This window comes from Cumulibacter manganitolerans, from assembly GCF_009602465.1.
In the GTDB taxonomy this organism is placed as follows: domain Bacteria; phylum Actinomycetota; class Actinomycetes; order Mycobacteriales; family Antricoccaceae; genus Cumulibacter; species Cumulibacter manganitolerans.
Genome location: NZ_WBKP01000060.1, coordinates 1 through 18,514, shown reverse-complemented (window position 1 = coordinate 18,514; position 18,514 = coordinate 1). Strand labels below are relative to the sequence as shown.

Sequence of the window (18,514 nt, the reverse complement as noted above, 5' to 3'; positions counted from 1 at the left end):
GAGGCGGTGGGCGGTCCGCGGCACGCTGCTCCCGAGGAGGGCGAGCCGGCGGCCGGCCCGCGGCACGCGGCGCCGGAGGACGCCGAGGCGCCCGCTGCTCCGGACGCGGCACCACGCGCGGCCACCGAGGTTCGGCAGACGCCGGTGCTCGAGCGCCGCTCGGACGTCAAGGGCAGCTACGGCAACCCGGAGCTGTCGAAGTACACCAAGCGCGGCTAGCGGCGCAGGCCGGCACCCACGCCGAAAGCGGGGTTCGGGGGTGAGAGCGGGGAAGTTTCCCCGCTTTCACCTTCGGACCCCGCTTTCGCGTGGGGGCGCGCCGCGGGCTCGGCGGCCGGCTGCGGCACACAGACTGCCTCGCCGACCCCGCCGGGCGGCTGCCACAATCAGGGCATGGCCGAGAACATCTTCAGAATCGACGTGGGCACTCCCGAGATCGACCGGACGGCGTACATCGCGCCGACCGCCGTCGTGGTCGGCAAGGTCAAGATGGGCGCCGAGTCGTCGCTGTGGCACTGCGCCGCGATCCGCGGCGACACCTCCCAGATCACCATCGGCGACCACAGCAACATCCAGGACTGCTCGACCTGCCACGCCGATCCCGACTACCCGCTCACGGTCGGCAGCCGGGTATCGGTCGGCCACAACGTCGTCCTGCACGGCTGCACGGTCGAGGACGACGTCCTCGTGGGGATGAGCAGCACCATCATGAACGGCGCGGTCATCGGGACCGGCTCGATCGTCGGGGCGGGCGCGCTCGTCACGCAGGGCACGAAGATCCCGCCCAACTCGCTGGTCATCGGCTCGCCCGCGAAGGCGGTGCGGGAGACGACGGAGGACGAGCGCAAGGCCATCGAGCGCAACTGGCAGGTGTACGCCGCTCGGCTGGAGATGCACGCCGCCGCGGTCCGCGTCGACCGCGACGGCAATCCGGTCTAGCCGACGGGCCTAGCGGGTTGGCCAGGTCTGCCAGTTGCGGAAGGACCGCGACGGGGTGGGCCCGCGCTGCCCCTGGTAGCGCGAGCCGTAGATCTCCGAGCCGTACGGGTGCTCGGCCGCGCTGCTGAGCTGGAACACGCACAGCTGGCCGATCTTCATGCCCGGCCACAGCGTGATCGGCAGGTTGGCCATGTTCGACAGCTCGAGGGTGATGTGCCCGGAGAACCCCGGGTCGATGAAGCCGGCCGTCGAATGCGTGAGCAGGCCGAGGCGGCCGAGGCTGGACTTGCCCTCCAGCCGTCCCGCGAGGTCGTCGGCCAGGCTGATGACCTCGAGGGTCGAGCCGAGCACGAACTCCCCCGGGTGCAGCACGAAGGGATCGCCGTCGGCGACCTCCACCGCGCTCGTCAGGTCGTCCTGCTGCTGGGCCGGATCGATGTGCGTGTAGCGCTGGTTGTTGAAGACCCGGAAGTAGCGGTCCAGCCGGACGTCGATGCTCGACGGCTGGATCAGGGCGGCGTCGAAGGGCTCGATGCCGAGATCGGCGGTGTCGATGCGAGCGCGCAGGTCACGGTCAGACAGCAGCATTCCGCCATGCTAGCGGGGCGCCGGCGACAGCCCACGACCCGCCGTACTAGCGTGATCGGATGCCGATCGCGGAGCAGCTCGTCGTTGCGGTCGCCGTGCTGCGGCACGGCGAGGTGCTCGCTGCGCGGCGCGCCTATCCTCCCGAGGTCGCCGGCCTGTGGGAGCTCCCCGGCGGGAAGGTCGAGACCGGGGAGACGCTCGCGGACGCGGCGACGCGCGAGATCGGCGAGGAGCTCGGCATCTCGGTGCGGGTCCACGGCACGCTCGACGCCTCTGCACCGGTGGCTCCCGGGCTGCGCCTCGTCGCGGTGTACGCCGAGGGCTTCGATGAGGACGCGGCCGCAAGCGGCGAGGGTCGGCCACCGGCCACGGCGCTGCGTCCCGAGGCCCGCGAGCACAGCGAGCTGCGGTGGCTCGGGCCCGAGGAGCTCGACAGCGTCCAGTGGATCCCCGCGGACCGGGTGTTCCTGCCCGAGCTGCGCGAGCGGCTGCTCGACGGGACGCCGCTGCCCGGCGGAGCGACCGGCGGCGCCGTCCGGATCGGTGACACGGTGCGCCGTCCCACCGGGCCCTGGACGCCCGCGGTGCACGCGGTACTCACCCACCTCCGCCGCGTCGCGCAGACACCCGACGTGCTCGGGGACGACGCGCGCGGACGCGAGGTGCTCAGCTACATCCCCGGCGCGACGATCCGCCCGGACACCGACGACCTGACCGACGCGCAGATCGCCTCCTGCGGCCGGGTGCTGCGCGAGATCCACGACGCGCTGGCCACCTTCCGGCCGGAGGGCGAGCTGACCTGGCGCTACGGCACGCGCCGGCTCGACGACGGCGAGGTGGTCTGCCACAACGACCCGGGCGCCTACAACTGGGCGTTCCGCGGCGACGAGGCCGTCGGCCTGTTCGACTGGGACATGGCCGGCCCCGGCGACCCGCTGGACGACCTCGCCTTCCTGGCATGGACGTCGGTTCCGCTGTACCGCGACATCCAGCCCGCCCGGATCGCCCACCGGCTCGCCGTCCTCGCTGCGGCGTACGGCACGTACTCCCCCGTCGTCCTGCTGGATGCCGCGCGGCGTCGCATGCGGGTCGCGTGCGAACGGATCGCGGCGGGCATCGACCGCGGCGACCCCGGCATGGCCAACCTCGCGAAGGTCGGCGAACCGGCCCGCACCCGCGACCGGCTGGAGCGGCTCGACCGGCACGTCACCGAGATCGAAGGAGCTCTCGACGCGGCAGCGCCCGGTGGCCGCCGACCTTGAGCCGCCGGCGACCACCGTGGTTAGGTGAGCGGGGCCCGCGAGCTCGGATCAGCACCGGCCCGTGACGTGCACTTCGTTTCCGCCAGCTAGGAGCAACCATGACCTTCCGCCACGACGAACGCGCCCGCGCGAACGCCCGCCGCGCGTACCAGGCCTTCGAGCCGCTGCATCTCGTCGCCTATTTCGGACCGCAGGTCGGCGAGGTCGCGAAGGCCGAAGGGCTCGGCTTCTACGCGTCGTACGTCGGGTTCCGCGGCGCTCCGCTCGGCCCGGCGAGCCCCGCGGTGATCACCAGCTCCTTCTACAACTGGAATCCGGCCGCGGTCGAGAAGGGCTGGCAGGACGCGCTGTCGTCGCACAGCGTCGAGCAGCTGCTCGACGCGCGAGAGCAGATCGCCGACAAGGCGCTCACCGTCGCGTTCGGCAACCGCCGTGGCCACGACGCGTTGCCGCGGCTCGTCGACCGGATGACCGAGCTGCTCGCGCGCGGTGACCGAGCGGGCCGCCCGCTCGGCAGCGCGAACCTCGGGCTGTCCCGCGATCTCGAGCCGCACGTCGGTCTGTGGCAGGCCTTCACCACCTGGCGGGAATGGCGCGGCGACGGCCACATCGCCGCCCTGGTGGTCAACGGGCTCTCGCCGATTGAGGCGCTCGTGCTGCACGAGAGCGAGCATCCCGACCCGGCCGCGAAGGTCTCGGGCATGGGGCGCGCGCAGACCCAGAAGAGCCGCGCGTGGAGCGACGAGCAGTGGGGCGCCGCCGCCGATGCGCTGCGTACTCGCGGGCTGCTCGAGGCGGGGGCCGAGCGGCTCACCGAGGCCGGTGCCGCGTTGCAGCGCAAGGTCGAGGACGAGACCGACGACGCCGCCGCCGGCGTGTGGGCCGGGGTGGACGACGCCGACGAGATCTTCGCGGCCGCCCGTCCGTACGTGAAGGCGGTCATCGACGCCGGCCTGCTCCCGGGCACCAAGCCGAAGGGTTGATCCCCGCACGATCCACGAAAACGCCGAACCCCTCCGCATCTCCTGAGCCGTACGGCCGATTGAGAGTGGAGGGGTTCGGCAGTTGAGCGGGCGACGGGAATCGAACCCGCGCTATCAGCTTGGGAAGCTGAAGTTCTGCCATTAAACTACGCCCGCAGCGATGCTCGGACCATGATACGCAAGCCGCCTGCAGCGGTGCACGGGCCCTGGGAGAATCAGCGGCATGACCGCATCACGACCGACGCGTTGGGACCTCGAGCTCGTCGCCCACCAGGACAAGTGGCAAGCGTACGTCGACCGGTTCAGCGACCTGCACGAGTCGGGCGCCGACACCGCGGGCGAGGCCCGCTTCATCGACGCGCTCGCCGATCGGGGCTCGACCATCCTGGATGCCGGCTGCGGTGCGGGCCGCGTCGGCGCGGTACTGCTGCGGGCCGGGCATCGGGTGGCCGGCGTCGACAAGGACGCCGGGCACATCGCTCTCGGGCGCGAACGGTATCCGGATCTCCCGCTGCTCGCGGCCGACCTGCTGACGCTGGCTCCGGACGTGCTGTCCGCCGCCGGGCTGCCCACCGAGTACGACATCGTCGCGCTGGCCGGCAACGTGATGGTCTACCTCGCTCCGGGCACCGAGGCCGCGGTGCTGGCCTCGCTGACGCGGCTGCTGCGTCCCGGAGGCCGCCTCGTCACCGGCTTCGCGATCGGGCGGGACTACACGCCCGAGATGCAGGACGCCGACGCCGCGGCCGCGGGGCTCGCGCTGCAGCACCGCTTCGCCACCTGGCAGCTGGCGCCGTTCGACGACGACGCCGGCTGGGCGGTGTCGGTCTACCGCAGATAGGGGCCGCCCGGCGGCGGAGCGGGCAGCGGCGATCGAGCGGGGTCCGACGGCAGAAGCGGGCTTATTTCCCCGCTGTTGCCGCCGAAGTCCGCTTCGGGGGTGCGATCGACGGCTGGCTCGCGACCGACGGCCCGCTCGCTTACTTCGCGACCGCGCCGGCGACCGGTACCTGCCGCAGCAGGTCGACCGGTAGGACGCCGCCGCTGCGCAACGCAGCGGCACGCCGCTCGGCGGGCACCTCGCCGTACTCCGTGGTGCGCTGGCGCACGGGCCGGCCGGCGAGGCCACCGATGCGCTCCAGCTCGGTGATCGTGCGGAACGAGCCGGACTCCGAGCCGGCCATCCGCGAGATCGTCTCCTCCATCAGCGTCCCGCCGATGTCGTTGACGCCGCCACGCAGGTGGGTGACCACGCTGTGCTCGGTGGTCTTCACCCACGACGTCTGGATGTTGCGGATCTTGCCGTGCAGCAGAATCCGAGACATCGCGTGCACGATTCGGTTCTCGAGCGCGGTCGGGCCGGGCCGCGCGATGCCTGCCAGATATATCGGCGAAGAAGAGTGCACGAACGGCAGAAGCACGAACTCGCTGAACCCGCCCGTGTCGTCCTGCAGCCGGCCGATCAGCCGCAGGTGGGCCAGCCAGTGCGAGGCGTTGTCGACATGGCCGTACATCATCGTGGACGTCGTCGGCAGACCGAGCCGGTGCGCGGTCGTCACGACCTCGATCCACTGCGCGGTCGGCAGCTTGCCCTTGGTGAGCACCCACCGGACGTCGTCGTCGAGGATCTCGGCCGCCGTGCCCGGGAAGGAGTCGACGCCGGCCTCGGCCGCCGCGGTCAGGAACTCGCCGATCGTCAGATCGGTGCGCGCCGCACCGTTGACCACCTCCATGGGCGAGAAGGCGTGCACGTGCATGTCCGGCGTGCGCTGCTTGACCGCCCGGGCGATGTCGAAGTAGGCCGTGCCCGGCAGGTCCGGGTGGATCCCGCCCTGCATGCACACCTCGGTCGCTCCGACGTCCCACGCCTGCTGCGCCCGGTCGGCGACCTGCTCGAGCGAGAGGGTGAACGCGTCGGCGTCGGTCCGCCGCTGCGCGAACGCGCAGAACCGGCACCCGGTGTAGCAGACATTGGTGAAGTTGATGTTCCGGTTGACGACGTACGTGATGTCGTCGCCGACTGCGTCGCGCCGCAGCTCGTCGGCGAGCTGCGCCAGCGCGTCGACCTCCGCGCCGTCCTGCGCGTCGAACAGCACCGCCGCCTGCGCGTCGGTCATCGCCGCCTGGCGGTCCTCGGCGGCCGACAGGGCCGCGACGAACTCGGCGCGCATCGTCGCCGAGGATCCGCGGGCCCCGGGCTGCCGGACCGCGCGGCCGATCTCCGTCCAGTCTCCGTAGACGCCTTCGTCGAAGTCGGAGCGGGTCTCGGTCCGGCGGCCCTCGGTGTCGATGGCGGTGTGCAGGTCGACGCGACCGCTCGCCACCATCGCGGACGGCGGCTCCTGCCACGGCTTCCCTTGCACGACGGCGTTCTCGTCGGCGAGGTCGTCGGCGCCGGCGAGCGCGGCGACATGGCCGAACAGGCGGGGGTCGAGCCATGCCTCGCGGCGCCGGACGTACTCGGGATAGATGGTGAGCCGCTCGCGCAGCGTGAAGCCACGCTGCTCGACGAACGCGGCGAGCTCGTCGATCTGCGGCCAGGGGTACTCGGGGTTGACGTGGTCGGGGGTCACCGGCGAGATGCCGCCCCAGTCGTCGATGCCGGCCGCCATCAGCAACGCGAGGTCGTTCGGCGCGAGGTTGGGGGGTGCCTGCAGGCGCATCTTCGGGCCGAGCACGATGCGGGTGACCGCGAGCGCGGCGGCGAACTCCTCGATGTCGGCGTCCGGGGCGGCGCGCATCGCGGTGTCCGGCTTGGCGCGGAAGTTCTGGATGATGACTTCCTGGATCCCGCCGTACGTGCGCGCGATCCGGCGCAGTGTGAAGATCGAGTCGACGCGCTCGGCGTACGTCTCCCCGATGCCGATCAGCAGCCCGGTGGTGAACGGGATGTTGAGCCGGCCGGCGTCCTCGAGCACCCGGATCCGCACGTCGGGGTCCTTGTCCGGCGACGCGTAGTGCGCCTCACCGGGGGTCTCGTACAGCCGGCGGGACGTCGTTTCGAGCATCATCCCCATGGAGGGCGCGACGGGCCGCAGCCGCTGGAGCTCGGCCCACGACATCACGCCGGGGTTGAGGTGTGGCAGCAGGCCGGTCTCCTCCAGGACCCGGATCGCCATGGCGCGCACGTACGAGAGGGTGTCCGGGTAGCCGGCCTCGTCGAGCCACCGGGCGGCGGCGTCCCAGCGATCCTCGGGCCGGTCACCGAGGGTGAACAGCGCCTCCTTGCAGCCGAGCTCGGCGCCCTGCCGGGCGATCTCGAGGATCTCGTCCGGCGACAGGTACGCCGCGGGAAGGCGGCCGGGCACGGTGACGAAGGTGCAGTAGTGGCAGCGGTCGCGGCACAGCCGGGTGACCGGGATGAAGACCTTCTTGCTGTACGTCAGCACGCCGGGCCGGCCGGCGGCCTGCAGGCCGCTGTCGCGGACCAGGGACGCCGCGGCGCACAACCGCTGGAGGTCGGCGCCGCGCGCGTGCAGCAGCACCTCCGCCTCGGTCTCATCGATCGAGGTTGCGCGCTCGGCTCGGGCGAGCGCGCGTCGCATGGCGGATTCGGTCGGCGGGTTGATGCTCAAGCAGAGTCCTTCGACGGTCGGCTGTGGCGCCGCCAACTCTATGCCCGCCTCTCCCCTCGGGCGTAGCCCGTCAGTGCGCGGCCGTCTCGGCCGGCTTCTTGCGGCGCGGGACGAAGTGCGCGACCAGCACCACGACCGCGCCGACCACCAGGCCGACGACCGCCGAGGCCAGCGTGTTCACGAGCCAGGCGAGTACGCCGCCGATGCCGCCGACGCCGTGCACGGCCTCCTCGAGGCGGTGCACGAGGCCGTACGGCGCGTGCCAGCCGAGGTCGTCGACGCCGACGAGCAGGATGTGGCCGCCCACCCACAGCATCGCGACGATGCCGACGGTGGACAGGACGCTCAGCACCTTCGGCATCGCGCGCACCAGGCCCAGCCCGACCCGCTGCGCGCCCTCGGAGTCGCGCTTGGCCATCGCCAGGCCGATGTCGTCCATCTTCACGATCAGCCCGACGAGTCCGTACACCAGCACGGTGATGGCGATGGCGACGACGATCATGATCAGCAGCCGTGACCAGAACGGCTCGTCGGCGACCTCGTTGAGGGAGATGACCATGATCTCGGTCGACAGGATGAAGTCGGTCCGGACGGCGCCGGTGATGATCTGCTTCTCGCGGTCGGTGCTGTCGATGCCCGGCTGGTCGTCGGCCTCGACCTCGTGGTGGCCGGAGATCCACTCCCAGACCTTCTCGGCGCCTTCGTAGGCCAGATAGGTGCCGCCGAGCATCAGCAACGGCGTCAGCAGCCAGGGGATGAACTGGCTGAGCAGCATCGCCGCGGGGAGGATGAACAGCAGCTTGTTGCGGAGCGAGCCGATCGCGATCTTCTTGATGATCGGCAGCTCGCGCTTGGGCTCGATGCCCTGCACGTACCTGGGCGTGACGGCCGTGTCGTCGATGACCACGCCGGCCGCCTTGGCGCTCGCCCGTCCGGCCGCGGCCGCGACGTCGTCCGCCGACGCGGCGGCGGCCTTGACGAGGGCGGCGATGTCGTCGAGTAGCGCGGCGAGCCCAGCGGCCATCAGATCGCTCCACGGAGGCGACGGCGTGGCCGCGGCACGCGTCGCATCCGGCGAGAGACAGTCGTCTGCGGCACCTAGATCTTACGGAACTGAGGAGCGCTCGCGGCGGGATCCGCGGTGTAGTGCACGTCGGTGAAGGCGCTGCGCCACTCGGTCACCTCGGCGGCGACGGTCGCGTCGCCGTCCAGCCCCCTGGCGATGAGCTCCGCGAGCTGCGGCATGTCGGCGGTCGTCATGCCCAGGCGCACGGCCTCGGGCGTGCCGATGCGCAGGCCGTTCAGGTCGTTCGCGATCGGAGCGAGCGGCAACCCGATGCCGCAGGTGAGCAGGTTGGCGGTACGGCGCAGCGCTCGGGCGGCATGCTGCCCGCCGCCGTACGCCGCCGCCTCGATGGCGATCTGGTGGGAGCTGGTCGGGCCCGCGGACGTCGAGAAGACCGGCACCGACCGGGACTGCAGCGCGGCGGCGAGCGCCGCGGCCGAGGCGACCATCTCCTCGGCGTACGACATGCCGGCCGCCGTCCAGTCGACGAGCGTGACCGCGAGCGCCGCGACGCGCCCGGCATCGGAGTTGGCCGTCAAACCGGGGTAGGCGATCGCCTCCAGACGCTGCGCGAGCTCCGCATCGCGGGTGACGACGAGGCCGCCGGGTGGACCACCGAGGCTCTTGTACGTCGACATCGTCATCAGGTGCGCGCCCTGCTCGAGCGGGTTGGGCCAGGCGCCGCCGGCGATCACTCCGCACAGATGCGCCGCGTCGAACAGCAGCAGGGCGCCCACCTCGTCGGCAACGGCACGCAGGTCGGCCACGGGGTGCGGCTGGAGATTGAGCGAGCCGCCGACGGTGATCAGCGCGGGACGGGTCTCGCGCGCGAGCGCGCGCAGGGCGTCGACGTCGATCGAGTAGCTCCGCGGGTCGACCGGCGCCTCGAGCGTCTCGAGCCCGTACCAGCCGGCCGCTCCGCCGACGTGATGCGTGACGTGCCCGCCGATGGTGGCGGGCGGCGCGATGATGCGCTGTCCCGGCCGGGTGGTGGCCATGAACGCGTAGAGGTTGGCCAACGCCCCGGAGCCGACCCGGACCTCGGCGTACGTCGCGCCGAACACCCGGGCCGCGAGCTCGGCGGCGACCACCTCGATCTGCTCGATGGCCTCGAGGCCCACCTCGTACTTGTCGCCCGGGTAGCCCAGGGACGCCCGGGTGCCCAGCCCGCGCGAGAGGAGCGCCTCGGCGCGGGGGTTCATCACGTTGGTCGCCGGGTTGAGGTTCAGGCACTCGACGTCGTGGATCCGATGATTCTCGGCGACGAGCTCCTCGAGGCCGGCGAGGATCTCGGCGGGGGCGCCGGCGGCCAGGCCGCGGGCCTGCTCGATCCGGTCCTGCACCTGTGGCGGCAGCCAGTCTCGCCGGGTGAGCGCTCCGCTCATCGCTTGCCTCCTGGGTCGGTCTCACGCATACGAAAGTGTTACCTGAACCTCGAAGGGTCGACGGAGCGCGCTCGGCACGCTACCGTGTTACCGGATCGTTACTGAGTGGGCATCCGCCGTTCAGTTCCGATGACCTGACTCGACGCGAATACCGAGTCGGGAGCCGTCCACAGTGCTGTGGACAACGGCCGCGACGGTGCAGCCCAGGTGCAGACTATTGACTGTCTTTACCTGTCCGTTATCGTGTGTCAGGCCGTGGCACCCGACATGACTGTAAGGAACCTGACCTAGTGCATCGTCGCAAGATGGTGATCGTGAGTGCGCTGGCCGCCTTCACGGTGGCTGTGAGCACTCCGCTCAGCGCCAGCGCCGCTCCCTCCTCCTCCGGCTCCGCGAGCCCCTCCTCCGGCGCGGGCGCGTCGGGCGCCGCGCCCTCCGCGAAGAGCGTCGAGGCTGCGCAGACGGGCACCGGCGGTCAGGTCTCCCCCGAGGTCGTCGCACTGCAGCAGCAGATCGACAAGCTCAACGCCGAGATGCTCGCCGCGGCGGACGCCGCGAACCAGGCGGTCGGGCAGTCCAGCGTCGCCAAGGACGCCGCCGCCAAGGCCAAGGCCGACCTGGACGTCGCGACGGCGGAGGCGGACAAGGCCAAGAAGGACGCCAACGAGGTCGCCGCCGACCTGTACAAGCAGGGCCCGATCTCGTTGTCGCAGGCGACGCTGCTGTCCTCCGACGGTCCTCAGGACTTCATCGACAAGGTCGTGCTGAGCGACCAGGTCAGCGGCTACCAGGTCGCGCACATCGAGGCGATGGTCGCCGCGCAGGAGAAGCAGCAGGCGGCGAGCACGGCCGCCGATGCGGCCGCGGCCGACGCCCAGGCGAAGGCGGAGGAGGCGCAGAAGGTCTCCTCCGACAGCCAGGCGAAGCTGGCCGCCGCGCAGCAGCAGATGGACGGGCTCAAGAAGCAGGCCGGCATCCCGACGCAGCCGCAGGGCGACGCGCCCGGCGTGGCCACGGACTCGACCGGCGTCACCGGCCAGGTCACCGGCGAGTGGGCGTTGCCCGCCTCCGGCACCTTCACCAGCTGCTTCTGCTCCCGCTGGGGCACCTTCCACCAGGGCATCGACATCGCCAACGCGATCGGCACGCCGATCTTCGCGGCGGGCGCCGGCACCGTGCTGCGCGCCGGACCGGCCACCGGGTTCGGCCTGGCCGTCTACATCCAGCACGCGAACGGCGACGTCACGGTCTACGGGCACGTCAACCAGTACTACGTCCAGGCGGGCCAGACCGTCGCCGCCGGACAGCACATCGCCGACATCGGCAATCGCGGCTACTCGACCGGCCCGCACCTGCACTTCGAGGTGCAGAAGGGCGCCTACGGGCAGCGCGTCGACCCGCAGGCGTGGCTCGCCGCGCGCGGCATCTTCGTCGGCTAAAGGTCGGCTCGTCGCGACGCAGCAGGCGACCCCTAGGGTGCGCGGCGATAGCGTTCGTACAGCACCTTCGACGCGAAGGTCCGGGTCTCGACCAGCTCGAGCCGGATGGCCTCCGTCACCGGTGGCAGGAGCGGCGTACCGCCCCCGACGATGATCGGGCCGCGGAAGAGATGGAACTCGTCGACGAGGCCCAGACCGATCGCCTGACCGGCCAGGTCCGCTCCGCCGATCTCGACGTCCTGCTCGGTCGAGGAGACCATGGCGCGCACCTCGTCGGCCACCGAGCCCGAGGCCAGGCGGGCGTTGCCCTGCACGCGGTCGAGGGTGCGGCTGAAGACCACCTTCGGCAGAGCGCTCCAGGCAGCGGCGAAGGCATGGTCCTGCGCGGTCTGCAGGAACGACGGGTCGGTCTCCCAGACCACCATGCTCTCGTACAGCCGCCGGCCCAGCAGGACGCCGCCGAGGCCGCGGACCTGCTCGAGGTGGAAGGCGAACTGCTCCTCACCGGGCTCGGACCAGTCGAACCGGCCCTGGCGGTCCTGGATGAAGCCGTCGACGGAGACGCCCATCGACACGATCAGCGATCCTGGCATGCCGCCAGCCTAGGACCGTCCGGTCCCGACGGCGAGCCTAGGACGCGACGGCGGCGCGGACGTCGTCCGCGGTGATGGTGATCAGCGCCTCGAGATCCGGCCGGCCAGGGAGCCGGCGCAACCGCCCGGACTGGACCTTGCGGAGCTTCTCGAAGAGCTTGCGCGCGTCGCGCGCGTTGCCGAAGCTCGCGTCGCGGGGCAGCTGTGCGAAGTATCCGCGCAGCAGGTCGGTGGCGCCCTCACCGAGCCGGTAGTCGTTGCCGGACACCATGCCGGTGATGATCCGCGTCAGGTCCTCGGCGTCGTAGTTCTCGAACTCGATGGTCTTCACGAAGCGGGAGGCGAGGCCCGGGTTCGCGTCGAGGAAGTCGCGCATCTCGTTGGTGTAGCCGGCGGCGATGACGGCGATGTCCTTGCGCATGTCCTCCATCAGCTTGACGATCATGTCGACCGCCTCCTGGCCGAAGTCGTTGCTGCCGCCGCCGGCCTGCCGGGTAAGGGTGTAGGCCTCGTCGAGGAACACCACGCCGCCCTTGGCCTCGTCGAAGACGGCCGCCGTCTTCTCCGCCGTGTGCCCGACGTACTGACCGACCAGGTCGCGCCGCGATACCTCCTTGAGCGGGCCACCCGGCAGGACGCCGAGGGCGGCGAGCAGCTGCCCGTAGATGCGCCCGACAGTCGTCTTGCCGGTGCCCGGTGCGCCGGCGAAGATCAGGTGGTTCGACATGCCTCCGGTGCTCAGGCCCGCGGCCCGCCGCCACTCGTTGACCTGGATCTCGTCGATGATCGAGCGGACCTCGGCCTTGACGCCCTCGAGCCCGACCATGCCGTCGAGCTCGGCGAGCAGCGACGCGACCTTCGCAGGGTCGCCCTTCGGGGTCTCGACCGCGCCGAGTCCGGCGGCGTCCGCATTCGCGTCGCTGCGGTCGACGTCCGCGCCGTCGGCGATGTCGATCTCCGGTGATCCGCAGCGTTCGGTGCTGCAGCCGCGCAGCGACCCCGCCGTGCCGGGTGCGAACCGGATCCCTGCGGATCCGGCCCCGACGACCTTGCACAGGCTCAACGTCGGCGCGGCGCCCTGCGCGATCGAGATGCCTTCCCCGCGGGCGCCGACGATCTCGCAGCCCTCGATGGTCGGCTTGGCCGACTCGTACACGTAGATGCCGCGGCCGCCGGCGTTCTCGATCGTGCAGCTGCGCAGCACCGGCGTGGCGCCGATCCGGATCACGACTCCGTCGTCGCCGATGTCGCGGATCACCGAATCGGTGATCTCGCCCTCGGCATCCTCGAACAGGACGCCGACCTGCGAGTCGGCGATCGTGAGCCCGCGACCCGTGACCGTCGCGCCGTCGACGACCCGCAGGGCGTTGCCGGTGGATGCGCTCAGCGCGGCGGACTCCACGCGCAGTGCGCCGCCGACGACCTTGACCGCGTCGGCGTCCCGGGCGGCGATCGCCAGGTGCATGAGCGTCAGCCGGCCGCCGGACTGCTCGACGGTGGGCGCCCAGCCGCCGTCCCCGACGATCCGCACGGGTGGCGCCGCGCCGCCGCCCTCGGCAGCCTCGTCGACCGGCGTCCCCTCGAGGGTCACCTCCTTGCCGAGGATGCGCAGGCTCTCGGCGTACTCGCCCGGGGCGATCCGGATCACCGCCCCGGCGGGCGCCTCGTCGATCGCCTCGGCGATCTTCACGTAGCACCCTGCTCTGCCGGGATCGACTTGTATCGTCCGCGCCATGGCCCCACTTCTCGTACGTCGGAGTCACTTGCTCAGCCGCCAGCGATTATTGCAGTGTGCCGCGCCCCCGCCACGCGGCGGAGGCGGAACGCCACGGCGGCGGACGGGCTCCTACAGCCCGTCGACACCTATGATCGACCGTGCCGTCACCGATCACCGATGGGAAGCGCATGACGAACATCCCTGAGGGGCGCCCTGCTCCCCCGGGCTCGGTACCAGCACCGTCGCCGCTTCCGCCCACGGGCTCCGGTCCCCGGCCGGCGGTGGCTCCGCCCACCAGCCCGCCCCCGATCGCTCCCCGGCGCCCGTCGCAGTTCACCGCTGCATCGCCCGACCGGCTCGGTCGCGGACCGGACGGGCCCCCGGCCGACCCAGGCGAGTCCGGGCCCGCCCCCGGAGGCGACCGGTTCGCGGAGCCCGGCCGCCGCACGCGGGTGACGACCGGCGCCGACGATCTGCGCCCGGTCGCGCCGCACCTGGACCCGCGGGTCGCGCACCTGACGAACGTCGCGCCCGCCCGGCGCCGCTGGTTCGGGCGTGGCCGGCGCCCGGCCGAGCTGCCCCGCAACGCGAGTAGCGACGCTCTCGGACGCCGCATCGAGACGCCGCGCCGGATCAGCGTCGTGGGGCTCAAGGGCGGCGTCGGGAAGACCACGTCGGCGATCCTGCTGGCGCGCACCATCGCGCGCGGCCGCCCCGAACCCGTCCTGCTGCTCGACAGCGACACCACGTACGGGTCGCTCCTGCTGCGGCTCGGTACCCCGCCGGTCGCGTCGGCGCACGACATCGCCGCGATGGGCGACCCCGGGACGCTGGCGGTGCTGCGGGGCATGGTCGCCCGCACCGACGACGGGGTGTGGGTCGTGCCGTCCGGCCGGAACCCCGCACAGAGCGCCGCGTTCGACGAGCAGACCTACGTCGCGGCCGTCCGCGCGCTCTACCGCTACTTCCCGGTCTCCATCACCGATTGCGGGACGGGGATCGCCGGATCCCTGATGCGTCGGGTGGTCGAGGCCTCGCACGCCCTGGTCATCGCGACGTCGGCGAGCGTGGACGGCGTACTGTCGGCGCACAATGCGCTGGAATGGCTGATCTCCACCGGCCACGACGACCTCGCGCGCCGGTCGATCGTGGTCGTCGGGAACGTCGGGCAGCAGCCGAGCATCGACGTCGAGGAGACCAAGCGCGGACTGGAGCAGATCTGCCGCACGGTGGTCTGCGTGCCCGCGGATCCGGCCATCGCAACCGGCGGCTATCTCGACTTCGCCCAGCTGCAGCCGGAGACGCGGCAGGCCGCACAGGACCTGGCGTCGCTCGCGCTCGACTCCGCGTTCCGTGGCGGCGCATGACGGGCCCGCTCCGCGCCGAGCTTCCGTGGACGGCGGCGAGCGACTTCGAGCGCGAGCTGCAGGCGGCGTTCTCGGCCGGTGACACCGCTCGCTGCTGGGGCCTGCTGATGCCCGCGCAGCTGGTCATGCCGACCACCCGCGCCGCGCAGGACGGACGCGAGGAGACCCGCTGGCCGACGTACGCCGACGACGAGCGGACCTTCGTGACGGCGTACACGTCGTTCGAGGCGATGTCGCTGGCGAGCTCCGGGAGCCTGGTGCACGGCGCCGTCACCCGCCTCGACGAGCTCGCCGCCGCCTGGCCGGACCCCGCGTTCGGGCTGGCCGTGAACCCGGGGCTCGGCGTCGCGTTCTACCTCGAGTCCGGGATGGTGGCACGGCTCGCCGCACCCCCGATCGAGCTGCTGGACACGCCCGAGGGCCGCTTCGAGCTCGTGCTGCAGAAGGCGCTGCCCCGGGGCGCCGCCGAGAGGTTCGTGACCGACCGCGTCTCCACCGTCTCGGGCTACTGCCAGCTCTACTGGCACGTGGAGCACATCAGCAGCCCCCGGGTGCTCGTCGAGTCGCTCGCGCTGCCCGCGGACGACTACCTGAACGAGGCCGGCGCCGCCTTCGTGCTGCGGTGGCGACCGCTCGCGCTCGGGCTGTACGCCGATGCGTACGGCGGCGAGACCCCGCGCGCACGGGACCTGGTCGGCGGGACGATCGTGGAGGAACCGCCGTTCACCGGCCTCGGCTTCGGCCCCGGGCGCGGCCAGGTGATCAGGGAGCTCAAGGCCAACCGCGCGCCGTTGCCGACCGGCGCCGAGATCTGGGAGATCACCGACGGCGCCGAGCGCCGGGTCGCGTTGTTCGACGGTGCCGCCGGCGGCTGGCGGCTGATCGCCCGCGCCGGCGAGGTGCTCGACACGCGCGCCGACGGGCCACCGCCGCGCGGGAGCACACCGTGGTGACGCGGCCGCCCCGCATCGTCGCGGGCTACCGCGGCGTCGAGTACGACGCCGCGGTGTATCTCGGCGCGGAGCAGCGGCTCGTCAGCCTGCGCAGCGACCGGCCGGTCGAGGGGTTCCTCGAGGCCGGTGACCACTTCGTCCGCGAGGTTCCGCTGGCGGAGTGCGCCAGCCTGCAGTACCGGCGCCCCGTCGGTCGATACCGAAACCTCCTCGTCGCCCTCCTGGACGAGACGGATCACGAGCTGTACGTGGAATCCCTCGCGCACGATGCGCCCGCGGCCGCCGCGGCGGACCTGGAGCGGGTGGAACGGGGCGTCTATCGCGGGTGGGTGCCTGCCGCGGAGGTGCAGCACCGGCAGGAGCAGGTGATCGACCTCGACCCGCGCGCAGGCACCCGGTAGCCGCCTAGTCGTCGATCCGGAAGCCGATCTTGACGGTGACCTGGTAGTGCCCCACGGTGCCCTCCTCCAGGTGGCCGCGGACCTGCGTCACCTCGAACCACTCGAGGCCGCGGACCGTCTTGGCGGCCTTCTCGACCGCGTTCTTGATCGCGTCGTCCATACCTGTCGTCGACGAGCCGACGATCTCCGAGATCCCGTACGTGTGCTCGCTCATCATCTGTCCGTTCATCGGTCGGCGAGGCCCGGATGACCTCCGTCTGCGCCTCAGTCTGTCGTGCCGGGCCCGGGTTGCGGAAGCCGTCGCCGGTCTCAGCCGTTCCGCGGCCGCCCCGCGGCGCGCCGGGCGCGGCGGATGTCGCCGATCAGATAGCCCTCGACGCTGGTGAGCGCCGGGGTGGCGACCTGCGCGTCGCCACCGGCGATCACGGTGATCTCCCCCGGACCGACCTCCGCGGGGCGGTCCTCGATGCCGCTGCCGCGCAGGGCCGACGCCGCCAGCCGGATCTCACCGGGTGCCAGCTCCTGCATGACGACCAGGTCCGCCTGGCCGAGGTCGGCGACGTTCCACGGCGTGAGCTGCGCATAGACCGTCAGCACCGTCGTCCACGGCGTGCCCACCTGGTCCTCCTCGGACAGCGACGAGTCGCTGTCGACGACCACCAGCATCGGGCGATCCTCGTCGGCGAACCGGGTGTCGGGGAACTCCCGGACCACCTGGATGGCGCCGGACGCGCCGGCAGAGGTACGAATGAAGGATTCCCACGCCGCTACGCGCCGGGTCTCGACCCAGACCTGGGCACCGAGCGCCAGCGCGCGGAAAGCGATGACCTTCGCCAGGCCCAGCGTGCCGACCACGAGGATCTCTCGTGGCTCATGGTGGAAGATCTCCCGCACGACGGGGACTCCGTCGCGGTCCCGGCCGAGGATCATCCCGCCGCCGCCCACGGCGAGACCGATGCCGGCGAGTACCTCCGCGCTGGTCCGTGCCGCCGTGACCTGGGCCGGCACCGCCATGTCGGCCGCCCGGCGGACGTCGTCGAAGACCTCGCTCATACCGCGAACCCGCCCGTCGGCAGGGTCGCGCCGACGCCGAAGCGGTGATCGCCGTCCAGACGCTGCAGGACGGCGCCCGAACCGCGCAGCAGTGCGCCGAGCGCATCGTCGACTGCGCGCTGCCCGGCGCCCTCGGCGGTGGTGAACCGCAGGACGGCCTCGACGTCGACGAGCTCTCCGACGCGGCGGCCGGCCAGAGAGCTGGTCCGGGAGGTCGCCGGCACCGAGTCGATGCCGTCGATCAGCGGGCCCGCCGCGGCCCGGTCGGCGAGGGCCGGCCAGCCGCTCACCCGGTACGTCACGTGCGTCGCGCGGCCGGCGGTCCACCGGCCCCACCGCTCGCGCACCGCCGGGCCGTCGGCCGGCTGTCCCGGGTCGACGCGGACCAGGCCGAGCAGGTCTGCGGCGGTCTCGCGCACGCTGCGCACCCGCGGCCGGAATCCCGACTTGCGCATCCGCCGCTGGATCCGGCGTACCGCATTGATCAGGGCCTGCTCGACGGCGCGCGGCGTCGGCACCTCGGCGGAATGCATCGCCTGCACGCACAACCAGGTGCGGCGCCGCGACGGGATCTGGCCACCACCGAGCTCGCGGTAGGAGTGGGCGGCCGCGTCGTCGGCGGCGGCGACGCTGGGTGCGGGCACCGTGTGCGTGACCACCTGCACGGAGATCGGCACGTCGCCCGGTTCGTTGTGCGGAAGGAGCTCACCCAACGGGGGGAGGAGACGCTGACCGCCCGCGGGATCCGCGCCGTCCGGGACGACCTCCAGCACGGCGGTGTACCCCGTCGAGTCCGTCAGCACAGCCACCTCCGCGCCGTCGATCTCCAGCCGGCGCAGTGCGCCGCCGTGCGTCGTCGCCGCGAGGACGCCGTCCACGGGGCGCTGCTCGTCGAGCGTGCCGGCGCGGGTACGGACCAGGTAGCGCAGCGCGGTCCCGAGCCACTCGTACAGCCACCGGCCGCGGAGCCGGACGAAGCAGCAGGCGAGGACGGCGGCAGTTGCGAGCACCACCGGCAGCAGCACGGGCCACGGGCTGCGCGACCCCGCCGCGGCGGCCACGACCGCCGCCTCCGCCGCGACGACCTGGCCCGGGTGCAGCCCGCCCCAGCGGCGCTGCCGGATCTCGACCGGCGGCTCGACGATCCGGCGCCTCTCCGCCATGGCGGGCGCGCTGGTGCAGACGGCGCTCGC

General features: G+C 72.3%; 18 protein-coding genes and 1 tRNA gene. 9 read left to right on the top strand and 10 right to left on the bottom strand.

Annotated features, from left to right (window positions below; all coding sequences use genetic code 11):
• Both F8A92_RS18680 and F8A92_RS15995 read left to right on the top strand, forming a co-directional pair.
• Nucleotides 1-219, top strand: a 219-nt coding sequence (locus F8A92_RS18680; RefSeq protein WP_228389503.1) for a hypothetical protein, incomplete at its 5' end; no start/stop codon positions are given.
• 174 nt (nt 220-393) lie between these two features.
• Nucleotides 394-939 carry a gamma carbonic anhydrase family protein gene (locus F8A92_RS15995; protein ID WP_153506176.1) on the top strand — a complete coding sequence of 182 codons (546 nt, stop codon included), beginning with the start codon at nt 394-396 and terminating at the stop codon, nt 937-939.
• 9 nt (nt 940-948) lie between these two features.
• On the opposite strand, the gene dcd is transcribed toward F8A92_RS15995, so the two are convergent.
• Complete coding sequence (dcd, locus tag F8A92_RS15990) at nt 949-1,527, bottom strand: dCTP deaminase (RefSeq protein WP_153506175.1); 579 nt, start codon at nt 1,525-1,527, stop codon at nt 949-951.
• A 59-nt stretch (nt 1,528-1,586) separates the two neighbouring features.
• Between dcd and F8A92_RS15985 the strand changes: the two genes are divergently transcribed.
• Both F8A92_RS15985 and F8A92_RS15980 read left to right on the top strand, forming a co-directional pair.
• Nucleotides 1,587-2,789 carry an NUDIX domain-containing protein gene (locus tag F8A92_RS15985; RefSeq protein ID WP_153506174.1) on the top strand — a complete coding sequence of 401 codons (1,203 nt, stop codon included), beginning with the start codon at nt 1,587-1,589 and terminating at the stop codon, nt 2,787-2,789.
• 98 nt (nt 2,790-2,887) lie between these two features.
• Nucleotides 2,888-3,772 (top strand): SCO6745 family protein, encoded by an 885-nt coding sequence (locus F8A92_RS15980; protein ID WP_153506173.1) that lies wholly within the window; start codon nt 2,888-2,890, stop codon nt 3,770-3,772.
• Nucleotides 3,773-3,857: 85 nt separating this feature from the next.
• On the opposite strand, the gene F8A92_RS15975 is transcribed toward F8A92_RS15980, so the two are convergent.
• A tRNA-Gly gene (locus F8A92_RS15975) sits at nt 3,858-3,928 on the bottom strand.
• Between the two features lie 67 nt (nt 3,929-3,995).
• Here F8A92_RS15975 and F8A92_RS15970 point away from each other — a divergent pair.
• Nucleotides 3,996-4,613 carry a class I SAM-dependent methyltransferase gene (locus F8A92_RS15970; protein WP_153506172.1) on the top strand — a complete coding sequence of 206 codons (618 nt, stop codon included), beginning with the start codon at nt 3,996-3,998 and terminating at the stop codon, nt 4,611-4,613.
• Between the two features lie 139 nt (nt 4,614-4,752).
• Here the strand turns inward: F8A92_RS15970 and F8A92_RS15965 are convergent, their stop codons facing one another.
• The 3 genes from F8A92_RS15965 to F8A92_RS15955 all read right to left on the bottom strand — a co-directional run bounded on the left by F8A92_RS15965 (nt 4,753) and on the right by F8A92_RS15955 (nt 9,798).
• Entirely contained in the window at nt 4,753-7,347 is a 2,595-nt protein-coding gene (locus tag F8A92_RS15965; RefSeq protein WP_153506171.1) for a bifunctional FO biosynthesis protein CofGH, read from the bottom strand.
• A gap of 70 nt (nt 7,348-7,417) precedes the next feature.
• Nucleotides 7,418-8,371: a DUF808 domain-containing protein gene (locus tag F8A92_RS15960; protein ID WP_153506170.1), complete on the bottom strand. Its 954-nt coding sequence runs from the start codon at nt 8,369-8,371 to the stop codon at nt 7,418-7,420.
• Between the two features lie 74 nt (nt 8,372-8,445).
• Complete coding sequence (locus F8A92_RS15955) at nt 8,446-9,798, bottom strand: serine hydroxymethyltransferase (RefSeq protein WP_153506169.1); 1,353 nt, start codon at nt 9,796-9,798, stop codon at nt 8,446-8,448.
• Between the two features lie 305 nt (nt 9,799-10,103).
• On the opposite strand from F8A92_RS15955, the gene F8A92_RS15950 reads away from it, so the two are divergent.
• Nucleotides 10,104-11,237: a M23 family metallopeptidase gene (locus F8A92_RS15950; protein ID WP_153506168.1), complete on the top strand. Its 1,134-nt coding sequence runs from the start codon at nt 10,104-10,106 to the stop codon at nt 11,235-11,237.
• Between the two features lie 32 nt (nt 11,238-11,269).
• Here F8A92_RS15950 and F8A92_RS15945 read toward each other — a convergent pair whose 3' ends face one another.
• Nucleotides 11,270-11,830, bottom strand: a complete 561-nt coding sequence (locus F8A92_RS15945; RefSeq protein ID WP_153506167.1) for a dihydrofolate reductase family protein — start codon at nt 11,828-11,830, stop codon at nt 11,270-11,272.
• Nucleotides 11,831-11,867: 37 nt separating this feature from the next.
• A complete protein-coding gene (locus F8A92_RS15940) occupies nt 11,868-13,520 on the bottom strand; it encodes an AAA family ATPase (protein ID WP_228389502.1) in 1,653 nt (550 codons plus the stop codon).
• A 479-nt stretch (nt 13,521-13,999) separates the two neighbouring features.
• On the opposite strand from F8A92_RS15940, the gene F8A92_RS15935 reads away from it, so the two are divergent.
• The 3 genes from F8A92_RS15935 to F8A92_RS15925 are packed head-to-tail and all read left to right on the top strand — an operon-like array spanning nt 14,000 to nt 16,268.
• Complete coding sequence (locus tag F8A92_RS15935) at nt 14,000-14,914, top strand: MinD/ParA family ATP-binding protein (protein ID WP_153506165.1); 915 nt, start codon at nt 14,000-14,002, stop codon at nt 14,912-14,914.
• On the top strand, nt 14,911-15,867 hold the full coding sequence (locus F8A92_RS15930; protein ID WP_153506164.1) for an SseB family protein: 957 nt from the start codon (nt 14,911-14,913) through the stop codon (nt 15,865-15,867). Before F8A92_RS15935 ends, F8A92_RS15930 begins: the two co-directional genes overlap by 4 nt.
• A complete protein-coding gene (locus F8A92_RS15925; RefSeq protein WP_153506163.1) occupies nt 15,861-16,268 on the top strand; it encodes a hypothetical protein in 408 nt (135 codons plus the stop codon). Before F8A92_RS15930 ends, F8A92_RS15925 begins: the two co-directional genes overlap by 7 nt.
• A gap of 4 nt (nt 16,269-16,272) precedes the next feature.
• Here F8A92_RS15925 and F8A92_RS15920 read toward each other — a convergent pair whose 3' ends face one another.
• The 3 genes from F8A92_RS15920 to F8A92_RS15910 all read right to left on the bottom strand — a co-directional run.
• Nucleotides 16,273-16,482, bottom strand: a complete 210-nt coding sequence (locus F8A92_RS15920) for a dodecin (RefSeq protein ID WP_153506162.1) — start codon at nt 16,480-16,482, stop codon at nt 16,273-16,275.
• Between the two features lie 95 nt (nt 16,483-16,577).
• Nucleotides 16,578-17,321 carry a hypothetical protein gene (locus F8A92_RS15915; protein ID WP_153506161.1) on the bottom strand — a complete coding sequence of 248 codons (744 nt, stop codon included), beginning with the start codon at nt 17,319-17,321 and terminating at the stop codon, nt 16,578-16,580.
• On the bottom strand, nt 17,318-18,514 hold a 1,197-nt coding region (locus F8A92_RS15910; protein WP_228389501.1), incomplete at its 5' end, for a type VII secretion protein EccE. The genes F8A92_RS15910 and F8A92_RS15915, both read right to left, overlap by 4 nt.

Excerpts from the sequence above, each read along its gene's own strand:
- F8A92_RS15995 (WP_153506176.1), top strand. The coding sequence starts at position 394 with ATGGCCGAGAACATCTTCAGAATCGACGTGGGCACTCCCGAGATCGAC.
- dcd (WP_153506175.1), bottom strand. The coding sequence starts at position 1,527 with ATGCTGCTGTCTGACCGTGACCTGCGCGCTCGCATCGACACCGCCGAT.
- F8A92_RS15985 (WP_153506174.1), top strand. The coding sequence starts at position 1,587 with ATGCCGATCGCGGAGCAGCTCGTCGTTGCGGTCGCCGTGCTGCGGCAC.
- F8A92_RS15980 (WP_153506173.1), top strand. The coding sequence starts at position 2,888 with ATGACCTTCCGCCACGACGAACGCGCCCGCGCGAACGCCCGCCGCGCG.
- F8A92_RS15970 (WP_153506172.1), top strand. The coding sequence starts at position 3,996 with ATGACCGCATCACGACCGACGCGTTGGGACCTCGAGCTCGTCGCCCAC.
- F8A92_RS15960 (WP_153506170.1), bottom strand. The coding sequence starts at position 8,371 with ATGGCCGCTGGGCTCGCCGCGCTACTCGACGACATCGCCGCCCTCGTC.
- F8A92_RS15955 (WP_153506169.1), bottom strand. The coding sequence starts at position 9,798 with ATGAGCGGAGCGCTCACCCGGCGAGACTGGCTGCCGCCACAGGTGCAG.
- F8A92_RS15950 (WP_153506168.1), top strand. The coding sequence starts at position 10,104 with ATGGTGATCGTGAGTGCGCTGGCCGCCTTCACGGTGGCTGTGAGCACT.
- F8A92_RS15945 (WP_153506167.1), bottom strand. The coding sequence starts at position 11,830 with ATGCCAGGATCGCTGATCGTGTCGATGGGCGTCTCCGTCGACGGCTTC.
- F8A92_RS15930 (WP_153506164.1), top strand. The coding sequence starts at position 14,911 with ATGACGGGCCCGCTCCGCGCCGAGCTTCCGTGGACGGCGGCGAGCGAC.
- F8A92_RS15920 (WP_153506162.1), bottom strand. The coding sequence starts at position 16,482 with ATGAGCGAGCACACGTACGGGATCTCGGAGATCGTCGGCTCGTCGACG.
- F8A92_RS15915 (WP_153506161.1), bottom strand. The coding sequence starts at position 17,321 with ATGAGCGAGGTCTTCGACGACGTCCGCCGGGCGGCCGACATGGCGGTG.